17 protein-coding genes are annotated in these 20192 nt (G+C 60.0%); 12 read left to right on the top strand and 5 right to left on the bottom strand.

The genetic code is table 11. The features are described from left to right. Position 1: 1 nt before the first annotated feature. Positions 2-1423, bottom strand: a complete 1422-nt coding sequence (locus HFD92_RS02510) for an SrfA family protein (RefSeq protein WP_167428229.1) — start codon at positions 1421-1423, stop codon at positions 2-4. Positions 1424-1594: 171 nt separating this feature from the next. Continuing rightward, positions 1595-2767: a benzoate/H(+) symporter BenE family transporter gene (locus tag HFD92_RS02505; RefSeq protein ID WP_370525217.1), complete on the bottom strand. Its 1173-nt coding sequence runs from the start codon at positions 2765-2767 to the stop codon at positions 1595-1597. A 143-nt stretch (positions 2768-2910) separates the two neighbouring features. Here HFD92_RS02505 and HFD92_RS02500 point away from each other — a divergent pair, with 143 nt between their 5' ends. From HFD92_RS02500 to HFD92_RS02490, 3 genes are all read left to right on the top strand, one after another. Further along, positions 2911-3468, top strand: coding sequence for a helix-turn-helix domain-containing protein (locus HFD92_RS02500; protein WP_167428227.1), 558 nt, complete (start codon positions 2911-2913; stop codon positions 3466-3468). Positions 3469-3534: 66 nt separating this feature from the next. Then, complete coding sequence (locus HFD92_RS02495; RefSeq protein WP_154928147.1) at positions 3535-3966, top strand: MarR family winged helix-turn-helix transcriptional regulator; 432 nt, start codon at positions 3535-3537, stop codon at positions 3964-3966. Between the two features lie 9 nt (positions 3967-3975). Further along, positions 3976-4533, top strand: a complete 558-nt coding sequence (locus HFD92_RS02490) for an isochorismatase family protein (protein ID WP_167428226.1) — start codon at positions 3976-3978, stop codon at positions 4531-4533. A gap of 75 nt (positions 4534-4608) precedes the next feature. Here the strand turns inward: HFD92_RS02490 and HFD92_RS02485 are convergent, their stop codons facing one another. After that, positions 4609-7404 (bottom strand): autotransporter outer membrane beta-barrel domain-containing protein, encoded by a 2796-nt coding sequence (locus HFD92_RS02485; RefSeq protein WP_167428225.1) that lies wholly within the window; start codon positions 7402-7404, stop codon positions 4609-4611. Between the two features lie 344 nt (positions 7405-7748). Further along, complete coding sequence (gene pqqU, locus HFD92_RS02480) at positions 7749-9869, bottom strand: TonB-dependent receptor PqqU (protein ID WP_185185183.1); 2121 nt, start codon at positions 9867-9869, stop codon at positions 7749-7751. Positions 9870-10064: 195 nt separating this feature from the next. Between pqqU and HFD92_RS02475 the strand changes: the two genes are divergently transcribed. Both HFD92_RS02475 and HFD92_RS02470 read left to right on the top strand, forming a co-directional pair. Then, a complete protein-coding gene (locus tag HFD92_RS02475; RefSeq protein WP_167428224.1) occupies positions 10065-10925 on the top strand; it encodes an NAD(P)-dependent oxidoreductase in 861 nt (286 codons plus the stop codon). Beyond that, on the top strand, positions 10922-11701 hold the full coding sequence (locus HFD92_RS02470) for a helix-turn-helix transcriptional regulator (RefSeq protein ID WP_058958239.1): 780 nt from the start codon (positions 10922-10924) through the stop codon (positions 11699-11701). The genes HFD92_RS02475 and HFD92_RS02470 overlap by 4 nt, the downstream gene beginning before the upstream one ends. Here HFD92_RS02470 and leuA read toward each other — a convergent pair. Next, complete coding sequence (gene leuA / locus HFD92_RS02465) at positions 11622-13337, bottom strand: 2-isopropylmalate synthase (RefSeq protein WP_167428223.1); 1716 nt, start codon at positions 13335-13337, stop codon at positions 11622-11624. The genes HFD92_RS02470 and leuA overlap by 80 nt on opposite strands. 164 nt (positions 13338-13501) lie before the next feature. Here leuA and HFD92_RS02460 point away from each other — a divergent pair, with 164 nt between their 5' ends. The 7 genes from HFD92_RS02460 to pqqF all read left to right on the top strand — a co-directional run bounded on the left by HFD92_RS02460 (position 13502) and on the right by pqqF (position 20178). After that, positions 13502-14518, top strand: coding sequence for a dipeptidase (locus HFD92_RS02460; RefSeq protein WP_167428222.1), 1017 nt, complete (start codon positions 13502-13504; stop codon positions 14516-14518). A 142-nt stretch (positions 14519-14660) separates the two neighbouring features. Next, on the top strand, positions 14661-14732 hold the full coding sequence (pqqA, locus tag HFD92_RS02455) for a pyrroloquinoline quinone precursor peptide PqqA (RefSeq protein WP_009090272.1): 72 nt from the start codon (positions 14661-14663) through the stop codon (positions 14730-14732). Positions 14733-14784: 52 nt separating this feature from the next. After that, on the top strand, positions 14785-15702 hold the full coding sequence (pqqB, locus tag HFD92_RS02450) for a pyrroloquinoline quinone biosynthesis protein PqqB (RefSeq protein ID WP_140925317.1): 918 nt from the start codon (positions 14785-14787) through the stop codon (positions 15700-15702). 3 nt (positions 15703-15705) lie between these two features. Continuing rightward, entirely contained in the window at positions 15706-16461 is a 756-nt protein-coding gene (pqqC, locus tag HFD92_RS02445) for a pyrroloquinoline-quinone synthase PqqC (protein ID WP_009090267.1), read from the top strand. Between the two features lie 3 nt (positions 16462-16464). After that, positions 16465-16743, top strand: a complete 279-nt coding sequence (gene pqqD, locus HFD92_RS02440; RefSeq protein ID WP_046101796.1) for a pyrroloquinoline quinone biosynthesis peptide chaperone PqqD — start codon at positions 16465-16467, stop codon at positions 16741-16743. Then, positions 16706-17872, top strand: a complete 1167-nt coding sequence (gene pqqE, locus HFD92_RS02435) for a pyrroloquinoline quinone biosynthesis protein PqqE (protein WP_167428221.1) — start codon at positions 16706-16708, stop codon at positions 17870-17872. Before pqqD ends, pqqE begins: the two co-directional genes overlap by 38 nt. Next, positions 17872-20178 carry a pyrroloquinoline quinone biosynthesis protein PqqF gene (pqqF, locus tag HFD92_RS02430; protein ID WP_167428220.1) on the top strand — a complete coding sequence of 769 codons (2307 nt, stop codon included), beginning with the start codon at positions 17872-17874 and terminating at the stop codon, positions 20176-20178. The genes pqqE and pqqF overlap by 1 nt, the downstream gene beginning before the upstream one ends. The last annotated feature ends 14 nt before the right edge of the window (positions 20179-20192 follow it).

Here is a 20192-nt window from a genome sequence, read left to right as displayed (position 1 = left end):
GTTATTTACTCTCACGCTTAATCGTCATCGGGAAGACCCGGTCTTCAGCAAACTGCGCTTCGCACTGCGCGGCGCCAATGCTGGCGTGGCAGACAAGCAGCGGCATACGGTAGCGCGAATTGTTCTGACACTTCGCGGTGTAACGGCTCTCAATCACCAGATTACCGGCGCTGGTCATGGCGGCGCTGACATCGGCTTTACAGCTGGTATTACCCTGAGTGACCTGCACGCTGCCTTTACCATTCTTAAACTGGAAACGCATCACGGGTGGCTTACCGGTTGGCGTCGGCATCTGGTTGATGGTGACCCGCCAGCGGCCATCGATTACCTGCACCTGCCCGTCACGCACCGCATCCGGCGTCACAATCAGATCGTCTGGCTTCGCCGGTACCGTCGGGGTCGCTTCACTGGCAAGGGTAGCAGACGCGGCAGCAGGCGGGGTCTCGGTGGTGCTGGCCGCTGACTGCGGCTGTGTGTCCGGGCGCGCTTCAGCCGTGGCCGTCACCGCTGGCGGGGTGAGGGTGGCCGGCGTCGTCACCGCGGGCACGCTGGCGGCCTCGGTCGGTGCAGCAGCCACCGGAGGCTGGCTCGCCGTGACTGCCGGCGTGGCGGGAGCAGGTACCGTCGCCGGGGTCGCCGCTGGCTTCGCCGTTGCCACCGGGGTGGACTCAGAGGGTTGACGATGCAGCAGCACCGCCACCATGACGGCGGCGGCAATCGCGACCGGTGGGAGCAGATACCAGACGCGGAAACGGCGACGCGCCGGGAGAGGCGCAACGGGCTGAGCGTCGACAGGCGCAGCAGGCTGGGGTTCCGGTTCAGGCAGGATCTCAGGTTCCGGAACCGGTGGCGGCGCGAGGATCTCCGGCTCTGCCACGACAGGCGCGGCAGGCAACACAGCCGGTGGCGGTTCAACCAGCGCCACCGGCAGATTCTCTTCCAGGGTGTCACGCAGGCAGGCCAGCGCGTCATCGCGGCTGCGCGCCTGTGCGTCGACAAAGCCCCAGAACGTGATCACCGGTTTGCCATCGACCAGATAAACATACTGCTGGTCGGGAAATTGCAGGGTTTTGCTCAGCAGCGCGCCAAACAGGCGCATAGACGGATTCTCTGCCGCGCGCGCGCGCGCACTGAGATCCTGCATATCCTGCTGGCAGGCGGTAAGGTGCTGCAGCGCCGCGCGACGCTCATGATCGCTCGCGCCCAGCCAGGATTTCACCCGGCCGCTGAAAGGGGCATACCAGTCGAGGCGGTCGCCCCGGTCGTTGGCCTGGGGAATGGCCAGGCAATCTGCCAGTGCGCTTTGACGGCGCAGGCGCAGGGTTTCACGAATTTGCAGTGCTGAGGCGTAGACCGGCTGGCCATTTTCACCTAATGCCAGAACTGCATCTAAATTACCGCTGCGCAGAAAAGTTTTTGCCACCTGTTGGGCCCTTATCGGTCGTTGTCTGAGGCAGAAAATCGCGTGTTATCGACGATTACGTTGATTTTACGCGGGGCAATGACAAATCAAACGGCAGAAAAGGGGCTAAATCCAGCGTTTTTTTCACTGGCTGGCGGAAAAACAACCGCCAGTTCAGTGAGATCAGAAGATTCAGGCGCGTCTGCGCACCAGCAGCAGATGGGCGACAATGCCGCCCACCAGGCCCCAGAAGGCCGGACCAATACCCAGAAGCGAGACGCCTGATGCGGTGATCAGAAAAGTGATCAGCGCGCTGTCGCGTTCAGCAGGCTGTTCGAGCGCGCGCTGCAGGCTGCCGCCCAGCGTGGCAAGCAGAGCCAGTCCCGCCAGCGCTTCAATCAGCACTCCAGGCAGGGCGCTGAACAGCACGGCGATCAACGCCCCGGACGCACCCGCCAGCAGATAGAAAATTCCCGCCAGCACCGCCGCGCGCCAGCGTTGCTGCGGATCGGGGTCGACCTCATCACTCATGCAGATCGCCGCGGTAATGGCCGCCACACAGACGGAAAAACCGCCAAACGGTGATAACAGCAGCGCCGTCAGGCCAGTCCAGCTCATCAGGGCAGACACCGGTGCACGATAACCGTGCGCCTGTAAGGTCGCGATACCGGGGGCGTTCTGCGACGCCATCGTAACCAGGAAATAGGGCACACCCATCCCCAGCAGGGTGGTCAGGGTAAAGTGCGGCATCACCGGTTCGGGCAGCATTACGCTTAAGGGCTGCGGCGGAAAGTGAATGGCGTGCTGCGCCAGCGCGACGGCGATACCGATCAGCAGGGTGACCAGAATGGCATAGCGGGCCAGCCAGCGGCGGGCCAGCAGCCAGGCGAGACACATGCTGCTGCAGAGCACAAAGTTGGTCTGCAAATCGGCAAAGGTCTGCAGCCCGAAGCGCAGCAGAATACCGGCCAGCATCGCCGCCGCCAGCGAAGCGGGAATGTGATTCATCAGTCGGGCAAACAGTCCGGTGACCCCGCACAGGACGATGAGAAGATTGGAGAACACAAAGACGCCCACCGCCTCGTTCAGCGAAATGCCATGAAAGCTGGTGGCCAGCAGCGCCGCGCCGGGTGTTGACCAGGCGGCCAGCACCGGCATGCGGTAGCGCAGCGACAATCCCAGCGAGGCGATCCCCATCGCGATGCCCAGTACGGAGAGCCAGCCGCCGATCTGCGCCGGTGTGGCGCCCGCCGCCTGAAACATCTGATAAATAATGGCGCCGCTGCTGCTGTAGCCCACCAGCACGGCGACAAAGCCGGAAACCACCATCGGCAGGGTAAAACGGGGATGTTCCACTCTTTTCATCATCGCTCGCTCTCTCTCACCCTCAGCGAAGGTGAATCTGGGTTGTGCGTTATAGCGCACATGATTGCATGATACGCTATAACGCACAAGTGCTACACTGGCAGCATAACGTCAGCTCATTGACGAAAAATGCAGGAGAAAAAATGGCAGATTTTCAGCAACACCTGAGCGCCGCGCTCAGACAGTTGCGCCAGGCCAACGGCTGGAGCCTGACGCTCACGGCGGAGCGAACCGGCGTCAGTAAAGCGATGCTGGGGCAGATTGAGCGCGGCGAATCGAGTCCGACCGTGGCCACGCTGTGGAAGATCGCCACCGGTTTCAGCGTTCCCTTTTCCTTTTTTATCGACGGACGGGTGCTTCCCTCTGGCGCGGTCGCCGGGTTCAGCCAGGCCAACGCCGAGATGACGGTTCATCCGCTGCTGCCTTACGATCCGCAGCTGCGTTTTGATCTGCTGGCGGTTGAGCTGGCAGCGGGCGCGCAGAGCCAGTCGTCCCCCCATGAAACGGGCTGTGTCGAGCAGGTGGTGGTGATTGAGGGCGAGCTGCTGCTGGGCGTCGGTGATATCTGGCGACGACTGGTGGCGGGAGAGGCGTTTCAGTTCAGGGCGGATGTGACACACAGCTACCGTAATCCGCTGGCGACGCCACTGCGTTTTCACAGTCTGATCCACTATCTGCAGCGGCCGGACGTTACAAATTGATACCTGAGCAAACTACACAGTTTACCTTCGTATCTCTATACTTTCGCCTGGCTATGGAGACCGGCAATGAGCGATCTGACTGAATCAGCAGCCCTGCTGCGCATGCTGGTGGGTAAGCTGAGTCGCCGCCTGCGCGAATCGGCCCCACCCGGTGAGTTAACCTGGTCACAGGTGGCCGTACTGGGCCATCTGGTGCGGGACGGGGCGATGACGGTGACGCAGCTGGCCGCGGCGGAAGGCGTGCGCAGCCAGTCGATGGGCAGCACCGTTGCGGGGTTATTGGCGGCGGATCTGGTGACAGGGGAACCCGACCCGCACGATGGACGCAAGACCCGTTACCTGCCGACCGCGGCCAGCCTGGCGGTGATTGCTTCCAGCCGCGCGATGCGTGACGACTGGCTGGTACGGACGCTGGAGGCCCGGCTGACAGCGGCTGAACAGCAGCAACTGACCGATGTTCTCCCTTTACTGCAGCGACTCGCTGACCATTCACTTTAAGGATTTAATATGGCTGTAACCACACTTGATGCAAAAACGGCGCTGATTGTTATCGACCTGCAGCATGGCATTGTGGCGCTGCCACTGGTTCATGAGCCGCAGCCGGTGATCGAACGCTGTGCCGCGCTGGCGGCGGCATTCCGCCAGCATAATCTGCCGGTTGTGCTGGTTAACGTGGCCGGTGGTGCGCCAGGCCGCACTGAGCAGGCCCGTCACAGCGGTGAACTGCCTGCCGACTGGGCGACGCTGGTTCCGGCAATGACGCCGCAGCAGAATGACATCACCATCACCAAAAAGAGCTGGGGCGCGTTTCAGGCCACGGCGCTGCACGAGGAATTGCAGCAGCGCGGCATCACCCAGGTGGTGATCTGCGGGATCGCCACCAGTATCGGCGTGGAGTCCACGGCGCGACAGGCCTATGAGTCGGGTTACAACGTCACGCTGGCGACCGATGCGATGACCGATCTCAACATTGATACGCACAATAACAGCATCAAACTGATCTTCCCGCGCCTGGGTGAAACCGGCAGCTGTGAGGAGATTGTTGCGCTGCTGCCGCAGGCCTGATCTGACTGAGTATCAGGCAAAAAAAAGTCCTGCCACGGAGGGCAGGACAGGGATGGCTGCACGTCAACTCTTCAGTTAAAAGCTAAAACGGTAACCGGCATTAAGCTGGCGTTGATCAAAGCGCTGACCGGTCGTTAAATCGGCTTCCAGATAAAGATGATGTGCGGTGTCTATATCGGCACTGACTCCCAGTCCGTTGCGCAAGGCATTTCCGCTGAAATCCGCTTTCTCCGTTGAACCGTTCAGAGCATATTGCATGCTGGCTGAAAACTCGCGTTCCACGCCGGTTTTGAAATAGACATTGTAATTCGTGGCTCCACTTTTCTGACTGTATCCTGCCAGCGCGCCTGCCCGACCGTTAACGGAATGATAATCTTTAAACGCGATAATCAGACCGTTGCTGGTCCGGGTCTGAGACCCTTTCTGCCGGCCTGCGGTAATCTGAGCCTGAGGTTCGAGATAAAAGCCCTGGTCATCAGGAGAGAAGTGAAAACGCCTGCCCGCCTCAACGGAAAATGTGAATCCGTTTGATTTGGCCTGACCGGAAACCAGATTCTGCTGGCTATCTTTTACCGTAAACTGATTGCGGATGCGGTTGATCTTAACGACCTGATCGATGTAAAAACCGTTATCGGCGACCCAGGTCAGATAGCCCCCCACATGTTCTGATTTGGCCGTACCCTCGCCCCCGCGGTAGTGAGGTGAGGCGTGGGTGGTCCCCATAAACAGGCCGCCTGACACATTTATATCGTCGGCCAGGTGCTTATCTGCGCCAAACTGATAGCCGCTGTAGCCCATTTCAAAGTCACTCAGTCTGCCGCCTGAGAAGGTGTTCAGTTTACCGCCGAAGCCCCGCAGCCAGACATTCCCTTTCGCATTGTCCTGACGGATGTCGCCCAGGCGCTGAAGCAGGGTTTGCGTTTCGACATAGTTCATCAGGTAACTGATATGCAGGAAATTACCGCCTGCATCTGCCGTGGTGGTAATCGGAGGGGCTGGCGTCGGTGCCGGAGCTGGCGCGGGTGTTGGGGCAGGGGCTGGCTCTGGTGCCGGATCCGGAGCGGGTTCTGGTTCCGGTGCTGATGCGGCGCCGGAAGAGTAGAGTTCCCAGTTCGTGCCGGTTTTACGCACTGAGTAGAGATAGCCGCCCAGTTCAATATCTGATGCTGTGGTAAAATTTGCTATCCCGTCAGGAGTTTCTGCCACGGTTAATAACTCATGGCCTGTTGTCGCCAGACTGCCCTGATTAACAAATGACAATGTGAAGTCACCCTGGCTGCTGTTGGTGACAACCAGCTTATCGCCCCGGTTATTAACGCCATCACCTTCACCCACCGGATCAACACGCATATTGAAATTACCGCTACCTGACAGATCGGCAACGGTTAAGGTGGAATAGTCGGATGCAGAGATTGACCGGGTAAAATCAATCCGCCCCTTATTCATGTTTAACCGGTCTACATTTGAATTTGCGCTGACATACCAGTCACTCTTATCCAGTGTCGTATTCAGATACCCCTTATTCACACCGTCGCTGATGGCTGCGCCTTGCCAGACCGAACCGGGCTGCAGCGCTAAATCAACGAATCCGCCGCGGGAATAAACGGAACCCGTCATATTCAGTTTGCCGTCGATATTAACCACGCCCTGTGCATAACCTTCGTTATATTGCGTGGCGATGGCGAACTGATCTGCCGAAGCCATAGCGATATCGACATTACCGGTCAGATTGATCTCGCCGCCTGTCATTGCATAAAGCGCCGCTCTGGGAGTCACTGAACTACTGATGGAAACATTATTCGCCGAGATATGACCCGCGTTCAGCGCCCACAGCGCCATGTCGGCGCTGGTAATATCGGTCTCATCAAGCGTGACAAAGGAGCCAGACGTCTGGGCAGATGCGGCATAAGAACCGCCTGAATGAAGGCTGTTTCGCTGTTCTGCTGTTCCTTTGAAGTTAATGATTGCTGACGTGCCGCTGGCGACGATGCTGCCAGCCTGAGCAGACGTTACCTGACTGCCGGGACCAATATCAGCAACGCCATTCTGACGCACCTCAAGACCGATTGATCCGCTTCCTGTCGTATTAATGGTCAGATTATCAGCGGAGAGTTCGCCATAACTCCAGATGCCAAAGGCCTTCGCGCCACTTGTCGTGATGGTGCTTCCGGATCCCAGTGTTGCGAGCGAATCGGCCTGCAGATTGAGACCATAAGCATTATCGCCTGTCGTGGTGAGCGTCAGTTGATTTGCGGTCAGTGATGTGCGGCTGGATGATGCTCTCCCATTCAGGGTATGGACCCTGATAGCGTGGCTGCCAGTACCCTGAGTCGAAATGGTGCTGCCGCTTCCCAGATCCACGCGGGTGCCCGCATTGCTGACGCTGAGGCCTAAACCACTGTCTCCTGTCAGATTCACCGTAAGCGCTTCTGCTTTCAGCGATGACGCTCCCCGAATCAGGATGCCGGAAGCGGTAGCGGTTCCGGTCACATTGACAGTGGTTCCCGTCCCCAGATCGGCAGTAATATCCTGACCCGTAATATTAATGCCCAGGGCACTATTTCCACTGATATTGAGAGTAAGTCCTTCCGCAGACAGCTGGCTCTCATTCCCCCAGATGACTACACCGCGTGCATAATTATCGGCATCAGTAACGTTTATAACAGCGTGACGACCCAGATTAACAATTCCGGTCTGATTGTAGGGATTGACGACGCCATATAGCCCGCCTGAATAGGTGGCGTCTCCGGTCAGAATGTCGCCATCATTCAGGGTTATATTGGCCCCTGTCTGGCTTCCGATATTCTCACCCGCCACGTTACCGCTCATCATAAATCCTGTCAGTAACGCCAGCGGCGTTAAACGACTCATTATCTTATTCATCAGCAAAACATTCCCTGTGTGGCACGAAAAAATCAACGCGCACACAGAAAGATTAATTATTCAATGTGCGGCTAAGCAGATACGTTTGAGCTGATAATAATTTATCAGGGAAGGCAGATTCTATTTTTGATTTATCCCAAATGTGTCCCGGTTTCTATTATCAAAAGAGGGTTCTGGTTACATTAAGGTTACGGGGGTGGGTAAATAAGGGGCTTTTCTTATGAGTGCGGGCTTGTGTGGGTTATTAATCAACTAAGAACGTAACGGATATTATTAATTGGCAATGCAGGGTTGGGCGGTAATAAGTGGCTTTATAAAAGCCACTTATTAAATTAGTTAAATGCGTAACTCACCGTGAATCCAGCGCTGTAATTACGACCGGGCGCAGACTCGAAATAACGGCCATTACTCTCGTTCACAATCACCGACCCCACGTAATGCCGGTCAAACAGGTTATCGACCCGCCCAAACAGATCCAGCGTCCACGCGTCCAGTTTCCATTTATAGCCACTGTTCAGTGCGGCCACCGTGTAAGAGGGGGTGTTAACGCTGTTCTGATCTTCAGCGGCAATCTGGCTCAGGTAGCGCACTTCACTTCCCGCATAGAAACCCTCTTCCGGCAGGTAGCCCAGGCCTGCGTAGGCCATGTTGCGGGCAATGCCCGGAATACGGTTGCCGTCACAGCTGTCACTGCCGCAGGCGTTGCTGCGATAGCGCGCATCCAGCAGGGTGTAAGCCATCTTCAGCCGCCAGTCCCAGGCAAACTGCTGGTCCAGGCTCAGCTCAAGACCGCGACGGCGTGTCTGACCAGCGTTTTTATAGGTGGTACGACCGCCGCTGCTGGCATCTGCCACAATCTCATCGCGGGTGTCAGTCTGGAACAGCGCCGCGCTCAGCAGGCCATTGCCAATACGTTTTTTGGTGCCTGCCTCCAGCGTGTCGCTGGTGGCGGGTTTCAGTCCCAGGTTCAGGCCGGTCGCATTATCCGAACGATAGGAAAGCTCATTGATGGTCGGGGTTTCAAAGCCGCGCCCGGCAGAGATCCACACGTTCCAGCCGGGATCAACGGCATACTTCAGCGCCGCCGCGGGCAGCCACTTGTGATAGCGCGCATTCCCGCTGTCGTCGCCGTTGCCGGGACGAATGTAGAAGTCATTCGAGTCAAAGTTGACGGTGCTGAAGCGCACGCCCGCATCGAGCGAAAGCTTATCCGTCAGTTGCCAGGCAGTCTGCAGGTAGGGATCGAGCGTCCACATCAGGTTGCGCTCGTTGCGCCGCAGATTGCCCTGTTCGCCCAGGTGCGTAACGCCATCACTGACGGTGAAGTTCTCGTAGCCCTTACGGCGCTCGCTCATGGTTTCATAGTCGAGGCCACCGGTCAGCGCCACCGGAATGGAGAGCAGGGTATCGCGATGAGTCCAGCGGGTGTCTGCACCCTGATAATGGCGGGTCAGGGCGATCACGCCACCGGGATGGGAAGGTTTAAGCTGCACGGCGGCGGGAATCGACTGGAACTGGGTCGTTTCGCGCATGCCCGCATAGAGCATGAGGCTGAGGTCGTCATTTTCACTCATCTGGCGCTGATAGCGCAGACCGCCCTGGGTCTGATCGACCGTTTTGCGGGTGTTATAGAGCGAGACATTGTTCACCACCTGACGCGGATTGTCGCGCCACTGTGCCGCGGTCAGGCCGCCCGGGTCCTGTGCGTCGATGTGAACGCTGTTAAACAGCAGCGTCAGGGTACTGACATCATCAATGCGCACGCCGAGTCTGGCGTTTCCGAGGTTTTTCTGGGCGGAGCTGTGGTCGCGATAGCCGTGGGTGGTAAAGCGGGAGGCAGAAACGGTGTAGTTCACATCGCCGGCATGCGTGCCGTCACCGGTCGCGCCGCTGGCTTTGACACTGTTACGCCAGCTGCCATAACTGCCGTACCAGCTGCCGGCTTCCAGCGTCGCCGGCTGCTGCCCCTGCTGTGTTGTGACGTTGATGACCCCGCCTGACGCATTGCCATAGAGTGCAGAGAAGGGGCCGCGCAGCACTTCAACATGGTCAACCGAGCCGATATCAATATTTGAGGTCTGTGACTGCCCATCCGGCATGGTCGCCGGAATGCCATCCACATAAATGCGCAGGCCGCGCACGCCATAGGTGGAACGGGAGCCAAAGCCGCGCATCGAAATCTGCAGGTCCTGAGCGTAATTCTGCCGGTTCTGGATCTGCAGACCGGGCACGCTGCTGAGGTTTTCCGACAGGTTCACGCGCGGGGCGGCCTGGCGCATATCGTCGCCGCTGACCACGCTCAGAGCCGCGGGGGTATCGAGTTCGTTGAGGCCCTGTTCTGACGGTGCGGCGGTGACGACCAGGGTCGCGTCATTATCCGCCGCCAGCAGCGGCAGCGGCAGCATGGCGGGCAACATGACCAGCGTCATCTGACGCAGAGAAATTATTTTCATTATAAGTCGCCTGGAAAAGAGAAGAGGTATTGAACCAGATGGAACAATTGTCGCGTATGGTAAGGGTTTGCCCGGTTGGGGTACACCGTTTCGGGCTGGATTTTTTCTCTGTTTACCGCCAGGCTGAAACGCAACTTTACTGGTCACGGGCATCTACCGTTGTGGGGTGCCGTCAGATAACTCAAGGGAGTCAGCATGAAACAACCTGAAGTAGCGGTTCTGGGATTAGGCGCAATGGGGCACGCATTTGCCGCTAATCTGCTGAAGAAAGGCTTTACCGTGCACGGCTGGAATCGCACCCGCGCACGCGGCGAAGATTTGCTGGACGCGGGGTTGCAGCTGGCTGACTCGCCGGACGAGGCGGTGCGGCAGGCGGATGTCGTGATCGCCATGCTGGCGGACGGTGATACCACTGAGCAGGTGCTGCATCAGGTTAAGGAAGCCCTTAAACAGGGTGCAACGCTGTGCCAGATGGGCACCATCGGGGTGGAAAAAACGGACGCGCTGATCGCCTTTTTCGCAGAGGCCCGTCCCGATCTGCTGTTTATTGATGCGCCGGTTTCCGGCACCAAGGCACCGGCCGAAAACGCGCAGATTCTGGTGCTCGCCAGTGGCGATCAGAGCCGGGCGCAGGCGGCAGAAGCGGTGTTTGCCGCCATCGGTAAAGGTACGCAGTGGCTGGGCGAAGCGGGTAAAAGCAGCCGTATGAAGCTGGTGATCAACAGCTGGCTGATTGGCATGATGCAGAGCCTGGCTGAGAGTACCCAGCTGGCAGCGCAGTTCGGCTTCTCCACCGACGATCTCTGGCAGGTGCTGGAGGGCGGTCCGCTCGCGGCCCCTTATGCAAAAATGAAGCTGGAGATGATGGCCCGCGATGACTACACCCCGCAGATGCATCTGGTCTGGGCGCTGAAGGATGCCCGACTGGCGCTCGATGCCGCAGAAACGCCGCTGCCGGCGCTGGAGAATATTTCCCGGCTCTGGCAGCAGGCGGTTGATGAAGGACACGGTGAAGAGGATCTGGCGGTGATCTACCGCTATCTGAAGGCGCAATGAGCCAGCAGCCGGTTGACTTCAGCCATCGTCCGCTGGTGCCGCTGGCGCACGACTACCTGCACGGTGCCAGTGAGCCCTGGCACCACCATACCTGCGCACAGCTGATCCACACGCTGAGCGGCGTGGTGCGGGTGGAAACGGAGTATGGCAGCTGGATCGTGCCACCGAGCCGCGGCGTCTGGCTGCCCGCATTTACCCGTCATGCGTTGCAGATTACCGGCAGCGTCGCGGCGCGCACGCTGTTTATCGATCCGCTGGCACGCGCCGATCTGCCCGCCAGCTGTCAGGTGGTGCAGATTTCGCCGTTGCTGCGTGAGCTGATTGTTACCGCACTCGCGCTGCCGGTGCATTACGAAGCAGGCAGCCGGGCTGAGCGGGTAATGGAGTTGATTCTGGATGAAATTCGCGGCATGGATGTGCTGCCGTTTGCGCTGCCGACGCCACACAGCGCCCGGCTTCAGGCGCTGTGTGAGCGGATCCAGCAGACCCCCGGCGAAAACTGGACGCTACTGCGCGCCAGTACCCACCTGAACGTCTCGGGCCGGACGCTGGCCCGCCATTTTATGCGCGAAACCGGATTGCAGTTCAGCGACTGGGTGCGACGCGCCCGGCTGGCGATCGCCCTGACGCGACTGGCGCAGGGCGACGCGGTGCTGCGGGTGGCGCTGGAGCTGGGCTATGAAAGCCCCAGCGCCTTCAGTGCGATGTTTCGTCGTCTGCTGGGCGTGTCACCGACGGACTACTTTCCGCCGCCAGAAAGCAGCCCGCCGCGCTGAGCAGTGCCTGCAGGGCCGCACGGGTCGTGTCGTTGTCGATGCTCACACCCCAGGCCCGCACCCCACGCGCATCCACACAGCTGATATAGGCCACGGAACGGCTGTCACTGCGCCGCCCCAGCGTGTGTTCATGATAATCCTCAATGGTCAGATGAAGATCGAACGCACCCGCGAGGGCATTGACCGCCGCCGACAGCCAGCCATTGCCCCGGCCGGTGAGCGTCACGGGACGCTCCTGACAGCGGACGCTGGCGCGCATCTGCGTCTGTCCGGCGCTGTCGCTCTGGCTGTCAGCCTGCTCCAGGGTGATTGCCGGCTGCGTCACACCGTAGCGGCGGCAAAAGAGCTGCCACAGCGCGAAGTGCGTCATCTCGCCACCGTGCCGGTCTGTCTCCTGCTGCACACAACGGCTGAAATCCTGCTGCAGGGCACGCGGCAGCTGTAAACCGTGATTCTGTTCCAGCAGCCAGGCGGCTCCGCTTTTGCCTGACTGGCTGTTGACACGGATCACCGCCTCATAGCTGCAGCCGATGTCGGCCGGGTCAAGGGGCAGGTAGGGCATCTGCCACAGCGTCTCCTGCTGTTCGGCGCGAATGGCGAACCCTTTTTTGATCGCGTCCTGATGCGAACCGGAGAAGGCGGTGAAGACCAGCTCCCCCGCGTAGGGATGGCGGGGATGCACTGGCAACTGGTTGCAGCGGGTCACCACCTCAATTACCTCCTGCATTTTGCTGAAGTCGAGCTGCGGCGAAACGCCCTGCGTGTAGAGATTCAGCGCCAGCGTGACCAGATCGACATTGCCGGTGCGCTCGCCGTTGCCAAACAGGCAGCCTTCAACCCGGTCAGCGCCCGCGAGCAGAGCCAGCTCCGCGCAGGCGACGCCGGTGCCGCGATCGTTATGCGGATGGACGCTGATACAGACGGCATCGCGGCGGCTGAAGTGGCGGCAGAAATACTCGATCTGATCGGCATAGACATTCGGCGTATTCACCTCCACCGTGGCGGGCAGGTTGATGATCATCGGCCGCGTGACATCAGGCTGCCAGACATCCGCCACCGCCTCGCAAATCTCCAGAACGAACGCCGGTTCGGTGAAACAGAACGTCTCGGGTGAATATTGAAAGGTCCAGTGGGTTGCCGGCTGCGCCTCGCATCCGGCGCGGATCTGCCGCGCGCCTGCGGTGGCGAGGGCGATAATCTCCGCTTTGCTCTGTTTAAAAACCCGCTCGCGAAACAGCGGCGCAGTAGCGTTATAGAGATGCACAATGGCGCGCGGCACCCCATGCAGCGATTCGAAGGTGCGGGCGATCAGATCGGCACGCGCCTGCGTCAGCACCTGCAGCGTTACATCCTGCGGAATGCGCTGCTGTTCAATCAGATCGCGAACGAAATCAAAATCTGTCTGCGATGCTGAGGGAAAGGCGACCTCGATCTCCCGGAAACCGCAGCGCAGCAGCAGATCCCAGAAGGCCATCTTGCGCTCGCGATCCATCGGCTCTGCCAGCGCCTGATTGCCATCGCGCAGATCGGTAGAGAGCCAGCGCGGTGCCTGAGTGAGCTGGCGTGAAGGCCACTGACGATCGGGCAGCGACATCAGCGGGGCGGGACGGTATTTATCAGCGGGTTGCGTCAGCATAGGGTTCTCCTTGTTTTTTATCAGTCTGCCGCCAGCGCCTCTCCGCCGCGCGCGCAATGCTGACAACCTGATGCGCAAAAGTGACAACACCCTGCGTGCGCTCCGGTTTGATGAATCTGCCGGGCGGGGTTAGCATGATCGCCTGTTTCTCCGGGTGAACACTTATGCTGATTTTTGACGGTCACAACGACCTGCTGCTTAACCTCTGGCTGCATCATCGGGATGCGCCTGCGCAGGCGTTTTATCAGGGTATTGAACGGGGCCACCTCGATTTCCCGCGCATTCAGCAGGGCGGCTTTGGCGGCGGGCTGTTTGCGATTTTTGTGCCGCCACAGGAGTACATTGCCCGCACCGTGCCAGCCCGTGCCGGTGAACCCTGGCAACCGCTTGAGATCATGTGGCAGCAGTTGCAGATCCTGCAGCAACTGGCCGATGAATCAGGGGGGCGGGCGCGTCTCTGCCGCAGCGTGGAGGAGATTGCAGAGTGCCGGGCGGCGGGTGTGCTGGCGATGATGGCGCATATCGAAGGGGCCGATGCGCTGGATGAAGAGGGCGAACAGCTGCACGCTTTCTGGCAGGCGGGGGTGCGCAGCATCGGGCCGTTCTGGAATCTGCCTAACCGCTTTGGTCAGGGCGTCAGCGGCAGCTTCCCCGGCTCGCCCGATACCGGGCCGGGGCTGACCCCGGCCGGTGAACGGCTGATCCAGCAGGCCAGCGCACTCAATATGATGATCGACGTCTCTCACATGAATGAAAAGGCCTTCCAGGACACTGCCCGGATCGCCGCTGTGCCGCTGGTCGCCAGCCACTCTAACGCGCACGCCCTCTGCCCGCAGCCGCGCAATCTCACGGATGCGCAGCTGATGGCGATCCGCGACAGCGGGGGGCTGGTCGGCATCAACTTCGGCAACGCGTTTCTGCGGGCGGACGGTAAACGCGATGCCGACACGCCATTAACAGAAATTGTTAAGCATTGTGATCATCTGTTGAGGATAATGGGCAGCGACCATGTGGCCTTTGGCTCCGATTTCGACGGCATCACCCCGCCGGATGCGCTGGGGGATGTCAGCGGGATGCCGCGTCTGCTCGCGGCTTTCCGGGAAGCGGGCTATGATCAGACACTGACAGAGAAGCTGGCATGGGGAAACTGGCAGCGGGTTTTACATCTGACCGGGCTGTGATAACAATTTCCTTACGTCCGGACTTGATCCCGACGCGCCATTGGCGCACCATCTGCCTGGAAATTGTGACAGTGCTCTCATTTAATCACTGTCACGCTGATTCCAGGCAGCTAAATTACTGTTAATAAAGAGGATATAAATTATGTGGAAAAAACCAACCTTCGTTGATCTGCGTCTCGGTCTGGAAGTGACTCTCTACATCTCCAACCGTTAATCGTTATGCCCGCCTTCTGAGCGGGCATTTTTTCAACTTCTGGTTTTCCTCTATGTTTATCAAAATCCTCGGTTCGGCCGCGGGTGGCGGGTTTCCGCAGTGGAACTGCAACTGCGCCAACTGCCACGGCGTGCGAAACGGCACGATTCAGGCCAGCATGCGTACACAGTCGTCGATTATCCTCAGCGATAACGGCGAGGACTGGGTGCTGTGCAATGCCTCTCCCGATATCAGTCAACAGATCCTGCATACGCCCGAGCTGACCCGCAAAGGGGTACTGCGCGGCACCGCGATAGGTGCCATTATCCTGACCGACAGTCAGATCGATCACACCACCGGGCTGCTCAGCCTGCGTGAAGGCTGTCCGCATCAGGTATGGTGCACCCCTGAGGTGCATGCCGACCTCAGCACCGGCTTCCCCATTTTTCCGATGCTCAGCCACTGGAACGGCGGCTTACAGCACCGGCCCATTGCGCCACTGACGCCGTTCAGCGTTGATGTCTGTCGCGATCTGGTGTTTACCGCGATTCCGATCATCAGCAACGCGCCGCCATACTCGCCCTATCGCGATCGGCCGCTGCCGGGTCACAACGTGGCGCTGTTTATCGAAAACCGCGCCAGCGGCCAGACGCTGCTCTATGCACCCGGTCTGGGAGAGCCTGATGACGTCATTCTGCCGTGGCTGCACAAGGCAGACTGCCTGCTGATTGACGGCACCGTCTGGCAGGATGATGAGCTGCTCGCCACCGGCGTAGGCCACAACACCGGCAGGGCGATGGGCCATCTGGCACTGGCAGAAGAGCAGGGGCTGATGGCGCTGCTGGCGTCGCTGCCGGCAAAACGCAAAATTCTGATCCACATTAACAACACCAATCCGATCCTTAACGAGCAGTCACCCCAGCGTCAGTTTCTGACAGAGCAGGGCATCGAGGTGAGCTGGGACGGAATGGCGATCCACCTTCAGGGCTAAATCATGCAGATCACCGAAACGCTGTCGCCACAGGCTTTTGAACAGGCTCTGCGCGACAAGGGTGCGTACTACCACATTTATCACCCTTATCACATTGCGATGCACAACGGTCAGGCGACCCGCGAGCAGATTCAGGGCTGGGTGGCCAACCGCTTCTATTACCAGACCACCATTCCGCTGAAAGATGCGGCGATCATGGCGAACTGTCCCGATCCGGCTACCCGGCGCAAATGGGTGCAGCGCATCCTTGACCATGACGGCAGTAATGGCGAAGAGGGCGGCATCGAAGCCTGGCTGCGGCTGGGCGAGGCCGTCGGTCTGACGCGTGAGGAACTGCTGTCGGAGCAACACGTGCTGCCCGGCGTGCGTTTTGCGGTGGATGCCTATATCAACTTTGCCCGCCGCGCCAACTGGCAGGAGGCCGCGTGCAGTTCACTGACCGAGCTGTTCGCGCCGCAGATCCATCAGTCGCGGCTCGACAGCTGGCCGCAGCACTATCCATGGATTAAAGAAGAGGGCTACTTCTACTTCCGCAGCCGCCTGGGTCAGGCGAACCGCGATGTGGAACATGGCCTGGCGCTGGCGCTGGACTTTTTCACCACCGCAGAGAGCCAGAACCGCATGCTGGAAATTTTGCAGTTTAAGCTCGATATTTTATGGAGCATGCTGGATGCGATGACCATGGCTTACGAGCTGAAACGTCCGCCTTATCACACCGTCACTGACAAGGCGGCGTGGCACACCACCCGACTGGTATAACCGATGAATGAGAACTCGATTGCCGCGTTTCGTCGCGGCTACCGCATGCAGTGGGAAGCCGCCCAGGAGAGCCACGTCGTGCTCTATCCGGAAGGGATGGCGAAACTGAATGAAACCGCCGCCGCCATTCTTGAGCTGGTGGATGGCAAACAGGATATCGCCGCGATTATCGCGACGCTCGACAGCCGTTTCCCGGAAGCGGGCGGCGTGGGTGCAGACGTTTTAGAGTTCCTGCAGTCAGCCTATGAACAGAAGTGGATACAGTTCCGTGACCCCGCATAAACCTGGCGTAAATCCGCCGCTCTGGCTGCTGGCCGAGCTGACCTATCGCTGCCCGCTACAGTGTCCCTACTGCTCGAATCCGCTCGACTTTGCACAGCAGGAGAAGGAGCTGACGACGGCGCAGTGGATTGAGGTGTTTCGCCAGGCGCGCGCCATGGGCAGCGTGCAGCTCGGTTTTTCCGGCGGCGAGCCGCTGACCCGCAAAGATCTGCCGGAGCTGATTAAGGCCGCGCGCGATCTCGGCTTCTATACCAACCTCATTACTTCCGGCATCGGCCTGACAGAGAAAAAGCTGGATGCCTTCAGCGAGGCGGGTCTGGACCATATCCAGATCAGCTTCCAGGCGAGTGATGAAACCCTGAATGCCGCGCTGGCAGGCTCGAAAAAGGCGTTTCAGCAGAAGCTGGAGATGGCGAAGGCGGTGAAGGCCCACGGCTATCCGATGGTGCTCAACTTCGTGCTGCATCGCCACAACATCGATCAGATCGATAAAATTATCGACCTTTGTATTGAGCTGGAAGCGGATGATGTCGAGCTGGCGACCTGTCAGTTCTACGGCTGGGCGCAGCTGAACCGCGAAGGCCTGCTGCCTACCCGTGAGCAGATCGCGCAGGCGGAAGCGGTGGTAAACCGTTACCGTGAGCGCATGAGCGACAGCGGCAGCCTGACCAATCTGCTGTTTGTGACCCCTGACTATTACGAAGAGCGGCCCAAGCCCTGCATGGGCGGCTGGGGTGCCATCTTCCTCAGCGTCACGCCGGAAGGCACCGCGCTGCCGTGTCACAGTGCGCGCCAGCTGCCGGTGGAGTTTCCGTCGGTGCTGACGCAGAGTCTGGACGATATCTGGTACAACTCGTTCGGTTTTAACCGCTATCGCGGTTTCGACTGGATGCCAGAGCCGTGCCGCTCCTGTGACGAGAAAGAGAAAGACTTCGGCGGCTGTCGCTGCCAGGCGTATATGCTGACCGGCAACGCCGACAACACCGACCCGGTCTGCAGCAAATCACCGCATCACGGTAAAATCCTTGAGGCCCGCCGCGAGGCGGATTGCAGCGACATCAGGATTGGTCAGCTGCAGTTCCGCAACCGCAGTAACTCACAGCTAATCTACAAAACCCGGAACCTCTGATGATGACGCGTGGTCTGGCGATCAATGGCCTGACGATTGAGCTGGTGCATCACGCCGACGCCAGCCAGGCCGCGGCGCTGATTCAGGTGGCGGCAGGCAGCCACGACGAGCCTGACCGCTGGCCAGGCCTGGCGCATCTGCTTGAGCATTTGCTTTTCACCGGCAGCACCGGCTGGCCTGATGAGGGGCGGCTGATGAGCTGGATCCAGGCGCAGGGTGGCAGAGTTAACGCCACCACGCAGGCCCGCCGCAGCGCCTTCTTCTTTGAAGTTACGCCATCGCTGCTGGCTGACGGGCTGCTGCGATTGCAGGATATGATTGCCCATCCGCTGCTCGACAATCAGGCGATCGGGCAGGAAGTGGCAGTGATCGACGCAGAGTATCAGCTGTTACAGCGCCATCAGCCGACACGCACGGAGGCGGCATTGCTGCACGCCGCCACATCACCCCCCGCATTCCGTCGCTTCCAGGCAGGGAGTCGCGCCACCTTTGGCGATGATCTTCCCGCTCTGCAGCGGGCGCTGCGCCAGTTCCACCAGCGCTATTACGTTTCCGGCACTATGCGGCTCTGGCTGCAGGGACCGCAGACGCTGGATGAGCTGGAGCAGCTGGCGCGGGATTTTGCCGCCGGGCTGCCGTCCGGTCACGCGCAGCAGGATCTGTCGCCGCCCGGACTGACAGGTGAGGCTGTCTGGCAGCTGGCGGAGGGCGCACCCGCGGCGCTGTGGCGCAGCTGGCTGCTGGACAGTAGTGACGGTGTCACGTTATGGCGTGAGTTTCTGCTCGATGAAGCGCCCGGTTCACTGCTGGCGACGCTGCGCGAGCGGAAGCTGGCGGAGGCGCTGGATCTGCAATGGATCTATCAGGCCGATGACGCGCACTGGCTGGCCCTGAAGGTGGAGACCGACCAGCCTGAGCTGACAGACAGCATGATCGATGACTATCTGGCTGCGCTGCGCCAGACCACTGAATCGCAGCATCAGCACTATCAGCGGCTGGCACAGCAGCGTTTTGCCGCGCTCGCGCCGCTGGATCAGTTACGCCAGCGCGCCTTCGGCTTTGCGCCGGATGAGGCAGAGTCTGCGTTGCCGCTGCTGCTGGCGTCGCTCTGCCGCGCGCCGCAAAGCTGGCTGATCTGCTCGCCGCAACCGGCGGCGGTGAATCTGGTCACGCAGGGATTCAGCCTGCCGCTCTCCCCACGGAATGCGTTTCCCCGCACGAAGCCATCCCCGGCCTCATTTACCTTTTATCCGCTCAGCAGCGTCGCCACCGCTGAACCGTTGCCTGCCACAGCGGTAGACTTACCCCATCATCAGCCTGACGACGGGGACGCTACGCTGATCCTGCGCCCGGAATTCTGGACAACTTTTACGCCGGAGAGGGGCCTGGCGCTGGAAAAACGGCTGCGTCCGCTGTTTGCCGCGCTGCGCCATCAGGGCGGTCATGGGCGCTGGCAGGAAGTGGAGGGGGTGTGGCAACTGACGCTGCAGCTGCCGCCGGATGCGGCGGTGGCCGACAGGGCGCTCAGCCTGATTGTGCCTGCTCTCACGCCGCCTGCCGAATCCGGGCCGACTCCGCCTGTGGAGAGCATCGCCATTCGTGCGCTGCTGCAGCAGTTACCCTATGAGCTGGCGGTAAACGTTGCGCCCGGCAGCTGGCGGGCGGCACTGAAAGGGGGCAACGCGGCGCTGCACGCCCTGATTGCCCGGCGGCTGAGTGCGCTGTCGCTGCCGGTCAACCCGGCCGCGCCGCCGACGCGCATGACGCCCCGGACCGGTCTGACGCGTCTGCCCCATGCCAGCACCGATAATGCGCTGCTGCTCTTTATCCCGCTGCAGCAGAGTGAACAGCTGGCTGCGCTGCGGGCGCTGGCCCTGATCTACGAGCCGCGCTTTTTCCAGCGCTATCGGGTCGAACAGCCGGTGGGCTACGTGGTCAGCAGCCGCTATCTGCGCTGCGCCGACGAAGACGGAGTACTGTTTGCGCTGCAGTCACCCGACTACAGCGCGCTCTCCCTGCTGCGCTACTGCCGCAACTTCCTGCGCTCGCTGACGCCGACGCTGGGCGAGTGCGATCTGGTGGCACTGAAAACCCGCCTGCTCAGCAGAGAAAGCGATCAGCCGCTGGCACGGCTGCGTCAGGAGAATGGCCTGGCCGAACCCGATGCGGCGCAGATCCAGGCGCTGGATCTCAGGGATCTGCAGCAGCTGCATCGCACGCTGATGCAGGATCGCCGCCGCTGGCGGGTGCTGTTCACAGACGGAGAACGGACACAGGCCTGGCAGAGAGTTGCTGAATTTATTTGAAAATTACCGACAAA

Source organism: Pantoea sp. EKM101V (assembly GCF_011800325.1).
Classification (GTDB): Bacteria; Pseudomonadota; Gammaproteobacteria; order Enterobacterales; family Enterobacteriaceae; genus Pantoea; species Pantoea anthophila.
This window is presented reverse-complemented; position numbering and strand designations above follow the sequence as displayed.

Excerpts from the sequence above, each read along its gene's own strand:
- HFD92_RS02505 (WP_370525217.1), bottom strand. The coding sequence starts at position 2,767 with ATGAAAAGAGTGGAACATCCCCGTTTTACCCTGCCGATGGTGGTTTCC.
- HFD92_RS02500 (WP_167428227.1), top strand. The coding sequence starts at position 2,911 with ATGGCAGATTTTCAGCAACACCTGAGCGCCGCGCTCAGACAGTTGCGC.
- HFD92_RS02495 (WP_154928147.1), top strand. The coding sequence starts at position 3,535 with ATGAGCGATCTGACTGAATCAGCAGCCCTGCTGCGCATGCTGGTGGGT.
- HFD92_RS02490 (WP_167428226.1), top strand. The coding sequence starts at position 3,976 with ATGGCTGTAACCACACTTGATGCAAAAACGGCGCTGATTGTTATCGAC.
- HFD92_RS02485 (WP_167428225.1), bottom strand. The coding sequence starts at position 7,404 with ATGAGTCGTTTAACGCCGCTGGCGTTACTGACAGGATTTATGATGAGC.
- pqqU (WP_185185183.1), bottom strand. The coding sequence starts at position 9,869 with ATGAAAATAATTTCTCTGCGTCAGATGACGCTGGTCATGTTGCCCGCC.
- HFD92_RS02475 (WP_167428224.1), top strand. The coding sequence starts at position 10,065 with ATGAAACAACCTGAAGTAGCGGTTCTGGGATTAGGCGCAATGGGGCAC.
- HFD92_RS02470 (WP_058958239.1), top strand. The coding sequence starts at position 10,922 with ATGAGCCAGCAGCCGGTTGACTTCAGCCATCGTCCGCTGGTGCCGCTG.
- leuA (WP_167428223.1), bottom strand. The coding sequence starts at position 13,337 with ATGCTGACGCAACCCGCTGATAAATACCGTCCCGCCCCGCTGATGTCG.
- HFD92_RS02460 (WP_167428222.1), top strand. The coding sequence starts at position 13,502 with ATGCTGATTTTTGACGGTCACAACGACCTGCTGCTTAACCTCTGGCTG.
- pqqB (WP_140925317.1), top strand. The coding sequence starts at position 14,785 with ATGTTTATCAAAATCCTCGGTTCGGCCGCGGGTGGCGGGTTTCCGCAG.
- pqqC (WP_009090267.1), top strand. The coding sequence starts at position 15,706 with ATGCAGATCACCGAAACGCTGTCGCCACAGGCTTTTGAACAGGCTCTG.
- pqqD (WP_046101796.1), top strand. The coding sequence starts at position 16,465 with ATGAATGAGAACTCGATTGCCGCGTTTCGTCGCGGCTACCGCATGCAG.
- pqqE (WP_167428221.1), top strand. The coding sequence starts at position 16,706 with ATGAACAGAAGTGGATACAGTTCCGTGACCCCGCATAAACCTGGCGTA.
- pqqF (WP_167428220.1), top strand. The coding sequence starts at position 17,872 with ATGATGACGCGTGGTCTGGCGATCAATGGCCTGACGATTGAGCTGGTG.